This is a genomic window from Citrobacter sp. C5_2, from assembly GCF_014596845.2.
In the GTDB taxonomy this organism is placed as follows: Bacteria; Pseudomonadota; Gammaproteobacteria; order Enterobacterales; family Enterobacteriaceae; genus Citrobacter; species Citrobacter werkmanii.
In genome coordinates, this window is record NZ_CP115033.1 from 1 (window position 1) to 5,410 (window position 5,410).

The 5,410-nt window shown below is 52.3% G+C and carries 5 protein-coding genes and 1 pseudogene; 1 reads left to right on the forward strand and 5 read right to left on the reverse strand.

The window, feature by feature from the left end; translation table 11 throughout:
• Positions 1-715: 715 nt before the first annotated feature.
• The 5 genes and pseudogenes from ICA20_RS24615 to ICA20_RS24635 form a co-directional block, all read right to left on the reverse strand.
• Positions 716-931 carry an MbeD family mobilization/exclusion protein gene (locus ICA20_RS24615; RefSeq protein ID WP_000137422.1) on the reverse strand — a complete coding sequence of 72 codons (216 nt, stop codon included), beginning with the start codon at positions 929-931 and terminating at the stop codon, positions 716-718.
• A gap of 6 nt (positions 932-937) precedes the next feature.
• Entirely contained in the window at positions 938-1,429 is a 492-nt protein-coding gene (locus tag ICA20_RS24620) for an MbeB family mobilization protein (RefSeq protein ID WP_045342089.1), read from the reverse strand.
• A 34-nt stretch (positions 1,430-1,463) separates the two neighbouring features.
• Positions 1,464-2,168 (reverse strand): annotated as a pseudogene (locus ICA20_RS24625) (relaxase/mobilization nuclease domain-containing protein); the annotation flags it as partial.
• The gene (locus tag ICA20_RS24630; RefSeq protein ID WP_171853543.1) at positions 2,107-2,430 is read right to left on the reverse strand and encodes a MobC family plasmid mobilization relaxosome protein; all 324 of its coding nucleotides are present in this window, start codon (positions 2,428-2,430) and stop codon (positions 2,107-2,109) included. The pseudogene ICA20_RS24625 and the gene ICA20_RS24630, both read right to left, overlap by 62 nt.
• A 1,251-nt stretch (positions 2,431-3,681) precedes the next feature.
• A complete protein-coding gene (locus ICA20_RS24635) occupies positions 3,682-3,963 on the reverse strand; it encodes a type II toxin-antitoxin system RelE/ParE family toxin (protein WP_000594459.1) in 282 nt (93 codons plus the stop codon).
• 337 nt (positions 3,964-4,300) lie between these two features.
• On the opposite strand from ICA20_RS24635, the gene ICA20_RS24640 reads away from it, so the two are divergent.
• On the forward strand, positions 4,301-4,594 hold the full coding sequence (locus ICA20_RS24640) for a HigA family addiction module antitoxin (RefSeq protein ID WP_000609279.1): 294 nt from the start codon (positions 4,301-4,303) through the stop codon (positions 4,592-4,594).
• Positions 4,595-5,410 lie beyond the last annotated feature (816 nt).

The following is a 5,410-nucleotide window of genomic DNA, read 5'->3' on the forward strand; positions in this document are numbered from 1 at the left end:
GGCTTCTGCGATGACTGCAACGAGAAGCTGGCAGACTGCGTCTGTGAGCGCTGCAGCGATTGTGGAAATTTAGATGAGCACTGTAGCTGCTCACGTTGCGACGAGTGCGGTGAAAAACTGGATGAGTGCATATGTGAGGAGTGCGAAGAATGTCTCCGCAGTCCACATGATTGTATCTGCGAAAACTGACCTAAGGCCGAATTCTCTTTCAAGAGCGACCGGGACGGTCGCTCTTATTTACCATAACATCCGTTGCCCGCACCGCTGAGACGGGGTTGGCTGCGTTTCCGGTGCCAGACTCAGGAAAGTGGCGACAGACATGACGAAAAAACACCAGAAACGCAGCCGCTGGATATTACACTAGTGCATAGTCATGCAGCCAGATGCATGGATGTTAAAGTCACACTAAAATCCGCGCCAATGCCTTAAAAACCGACAAATGCTTCTCCAGCCAGTCCCACAGCTCCGCCGCCAGATACAGGCAGTTAAGCAATGATTCAATAAGATTTAACAGCTTCATTTCCCGCTCCTGAATAAGTCGTGACCTTTTTGATCACGAACCTATTTAGCGGGAGAAATAAGAGCCCCTCTTCGTGCGGGTTGTCAGCTGCCTGGATGGTTTAAAGTGTCGGCCCGCGGTAGGTTTTCTGCGGCTGGCGCTCCAGCTCCAGTGTTTTCTGATACTCATTCTCCCTCTGCCGGAGCTCGATGGCATTCAGTTCCCGGACAAGCGGCGCAGCTGCTCGCTTAAACTCAGCACCTGCGTGCTCAAGTCCGACACGCGCTCGTTCAGCACCGCGTTCTCCCGTTGCATAAGCCCACACATGCTCCGCCATTCCGCGAAGGCGCTCTCCCATTCGTCCAGCCTTTGCGAGTAGTCCTGCTGTAGCTGCTCTAATGCGCTCAGCAACTGCTTTTCCAGCTCTGTCATTTTCAGCTACTCCTGTTTCAGGCGGATCCATGTCGTCCCGTCGTAAGGGATGGCTTCGGTTTGTATCCCCGGCGGCAGGATAAGAAACCTCCGGCCGTCGCTGCTCTCCTGATAGCGCACTCCCCACGTCCGGGCGGTCATTTTCGCCAGGGTATCTTCCTGCTGACGAAGATGCGTGTAATTGTCGGTTATCTGCTGCCCCTGCCACCACAGAATGCTCCCGCTCGTGCCGATCAGCAGCGCTGACACCATCAGGATGGTGAGCCATGTCCGCCCGGCAGTCCGCAGTACGCTCCGCCGGTTTTTCTCCATCGCCTCGCTCATACTCTGCTCGTGGGCGAGGATGGCGTCGCTGATTCTCCTCGCGCTTGCGCTCAGTTCCGCTCTGACAGACTGCTCGTGCTCGCTGAATGCGGCTTTCAGCATCTCGCCGGTACTCTGCTGCTGCGCTTTCGATTGCTGCTCTAAGTCCTTCGCCAGCGTTAAAAGACTGCTCATAGATGGCTCCCTTCAGTCGGATGTTTCGCCCCCCGTCCGGGTCGGCAATGCTGATACTGCTTTTCGTGGTGCGCACCACCTCAAAACCTGCACCTTCAAGAGTGTCAGTGACATCCTGACGGCTTTTCAGCTCCCCGGACGAAGCAAGGGTCAGCAGTCCCCGGGTAATGGCTTCTGCGGCCTCCTGCTTCGTTTTCGGCAGCCCGGACGGCGTGACCAGCGCCCGGCGGTTTTCCGGCGCGTTCGGGTCGTGCAGCCCCAGTCTGCCGTTCACGATAGTCTGCCAGGCATCGATGCGCGGCCGGTCGGCGCGGTCGTAGTAAGGCTGGAGCCGCCTGCCGGTCAGCAGCTCGGTATTGGGGATCAGAAAGTTCAGCTCCAGACGCCCCTTGTCCGCGTGCTCCACCCACAGAATGCTGTACTGATCTTTATCGAGTCCGGGCATCAGAACCCGCTCGAAGCTGGCCATCAGTTTTTCCCGCTGGCCGGGAGGCAGATCGGCCTCCGCAAACGACAGAACGCCGGAGGTGTATTTCTTAACGTAAGGCGACGCGTCAATCAGCTCCCGGACTTCTTCCGGCTTCCCCTGCAGGACGGTGGCGCCTTCACGCTGCCGGTCTTTACCCAGCAGATAGTCCACCGGCCCGGCGCCACCGCCGCGGCCGCGCGGATGAAATTTAACGATCATCGTCCGTTCCTTTCTCAAGAACGGCGTGCCGCAGCCGCTCAAGGCCGGCATCGATGGTCATCAGCGCCGCCACAATCTGTACCCTGTCATGGCCGGTGCCGCCGCCGGCGTTAACACGGCGGGCTATCTGGTTCAGGTTATTGCCCATGCCGGCAAGCTGGCGCAGCAGCGCCGGCGAGAGTGAGGGGAGCTTTCCGGAACGTGCCGGCTTTTCGTCCAGGCAGATCTGCCGCATCCACGCCGCCAGCTGCCTGCCGTCACAGCGCTCGAGCAGCCGCCGGTGCTCGTCCTCCGTCACCCACATGGTGAGCATCTTGCTCCGTTTCTCTGACAAACCGGCCTCCTGATAACGCCGGGACGGGCGGGAAAGCCTTTCCCGGTCGGCGCGGGGTTGGACAAGCCGCAGGCGCGTCAGGCTTTTGGCGGGTTTCGGGGCGCAGCCCTGAACCAGTCACGTAGCGCTAGCGGAGTGTATACTGGCTTACTATGTTGGCACGGATGAGGGTGTCAGTGAAGTGCTTCATGTGGCAGGAGAAAAAAGGCGGCACCGGTGCGTCAGCAGAATATGTGATACAGGATATATTCCGCTTCCTCGCTCACTGACTCGCTGCGCTCGGTCGTTCGGCTGCGGCGAGCGGAAATGGCTTACGAACGGGGCGGAAATTTCCTGGAGGATGCCAGGAAGAAGCTTAACAGGGAAGCGAGAAGGCCACGACAAAGCCGTTTTTCCATAGGCTCCGCCCCCCTGACAAGCATCACGAAATCTGACGCTCAAATCAGTGGTGGCGAAACCCGACAGGACTATAAAGATACCAGGCGTTTCCCCCTGGTGGCTCCCTCGTGCGCTCTCCTGTTCCTGCCTTTCGGTTTACCGGTGTCACTCCGCTGTTATGGCCGCGTTTATCTCATTCCACGCCTGACACTCAGTTCCGGGAAGGCAGTTCGCTCCAAGCTGGACTGTATGCACGAACCCCCCGTTCAGTCCGACCGCAGCGTCTTATCCGGTAACTATCGACTTGAGTCCAACCCGGAAAGACACAACAAAACGCCACTGGCTGCGGCCATTGGTAAGAGGGTGTACAAGAGATTACTGATGCAGAGTTCTTGAAGTCAGAGCCATACTGAGGCTAAACTGGAAGGACAGAATTTGGTTTCAGCGGTCTTGTACACCCTGTTACCACGGTTCAGAAGTTCCCCAACTTACTGAACCCTCGAAAAAACCGCCTCCCCAGGCGGTTTTTTCGTTTCGAACATAAGATACGCTTTGTCGATTTAATCAGTCAAGGAAGAACCCTGAAAGCCTCAATCGCTTACAGAATTATTCTTGTTAGAGACATGTTTCTGCACCGTATCAACACCAGTACACAAAACAGCTGCAAACAGGAACCATCCCCACCCATCTAGGCCACGAACAGCAAGAACCCCAGCAATGACTACACAAAGCAAAGGGAACAACAAAATCATAAAGGCTCTCATAAATCCTCCAGAGGTACTTATTTTTGAATAAAGTCCCTAATCCATCCATATTGCCACTAGGATGGATTAGTAACTTACTTATTGATTACTAATGGTAATCTTCAAGATCAACGTCTAAGACGTTTGGTTCTTCCACCTTGAAAACCACCCTCCAGTTTCCGTTAACCTCTACGGAAAACTCACCTTTACGTTCACCTTTTAGGGGGTGACACCCCAGCGCCCTTACATCCACAATATCTTGAAGACATGTTGCGGTGCTTAGCGTAGTCAATATCATGCGAAGTTTTTTCGCTAAGTGAGGCTGAATTCCGGCGGTGTTACCGTTTTCAGCAAAACTCCGAAGCCCTTTATGCTTTATGTTTTTTATCATCAATCATCTCCATAAAATTTTCGTCGATATCTATCTCTATAAACAGAAAACAATTTGACAGCGTCCATTTGAACCCCTTGCATTATTAAAATAATTGACGTAACTTTGTCTCTGAGGTCGATTACCTCGTTTGACTTCCAAGAGCGCTAACCGTACAATATGGCGCCTTGAAAAAGTCGGTAAAGACACCATATCAGCGGTAGCTTTCTGCTCCACCGAGCATCCTAAAGCTTACTGCTTTTTTTGTCAATAACAGACACTTGCGTATTGTGCAATGCGCAACGCGAAAGAAACAAAATGTTTTGTGTAATCAAATACAAAACCAATAGAGGAAGGCATGATAAATCTTTACGATCCTGTACACCCCGGTGAATTCATCAGGGAAATGTTCATGGAACCGTTCGAAATACCTGCCGCAGAGTTAGCTGATAAGCTTGAAGTATCACAATCTGCATTAAGTAGATTGCTCAATGGAAAAACTGATCTTAGTTATGAGATGGCTCTTCGACTATCTAAAGTTATAGGCCGCTCTGCAGAGTCGTGGGTTAATATGCAGGCTCAGTACAGCCTCTCGAAAAGTCGTAAAACTTTATCCGAGACGCTAGAACACCTTCATCCGATGTTTCCATAAGTAAAAGCCCGCTCGTGCGGGCTTTTTGCCGTAAAACCCCCGCATACCTACCTTTAGTTTGATTTTTAGTTCAGTTCTTAGATCTTGAAATGATTGTTGTTTGAACACCAATAAGATGCCCATACAAGGCTCTAAAAAGGAGAACAAAATGGCAATTTATGTAGGACCACATGGCAAAATAGGTCGTGATGGTGGCTCATTCCAAGAATGTGACATCAACACAAACACTCATACTGTTACCCGCAAATATGGACGATACTGCACCATTCGCGATAATGAGTTCGCACCACCAACGAGCGCACCTGGCAGGTACTGGCTACAGATCTACCGAACCCCAGACAACACTGAGTAACAGAAGCGCCAGTAACGACAAAGCCCGCATAAGCGGGCTTTGTCTCTTACAAAATTCCTCGTCGTCGCAATTCAGCTTCTATCGCCTCACATGCGGCATCCACAATCTCCGTGTTGTAGTACCTGGACATGCCACTGCTAATGATATCGTCCATTAGGGCACGGTTATGAGCTAAGGTACGTCGTAAGTATTCAGGGGTATGTTGCTCCATCGGATTCTCCTTTTCATGACTGAGCATTATTGCTTACCTGTATTTATCCCCGTCAGTGCTGGTCACGTTGAAAAGCCCTAAAAAACCACTTTTTTAGCTGCCTTAATCATTGAAAAATGGCACTTAAATCCACATCTATCGCGCTGGGGAAATCGCCCGCACACAGCCACTGATAAAATAAAAGTGAGATAAAATGGATCCAATGGATAAGATTTGCGATGTTTGTGCCCTCCCTGCCAGCGCCTGTACCTGT

Coding starts and splice junctions, on each gene's coding strand:
- ICA20_RS24615 (WP_000137422.1), bottom strand. CDS start 931: ATGACAGAGCTGGAAAAGCAGTTGCTGAGCGCATTAGAGCAGCTACAG.
- ICA20_RS24620 (WP_045342089.1), bottom strand. CDS start 1,429: ATGAGCAGTCTTTTAACGCTGGCGAAGGACTTAGAGCAGCAATCGAAA.
- ICA20_RS24630 (WP_171853543.1), bottom strand. CDS start 2,430: ATGCTCACCATGTGGGTGACGGAGGACGAGCACCGGCGGCTGCTCGAG.
- ICA20_RS24635 (WP_000594459.1), bottom strand. CDS start 3,963: ATGATAAAAAACATAAAGCATAAAGGGCTTCGGAGTTTTGCTGAAAAC.
- ICA20_RS24640 (WP_000609279.1), top strand. CDS start 4,301: ATGATAAATCTTTACGATCCTGTACACCCCGGTGAATTCATCAGGGAA.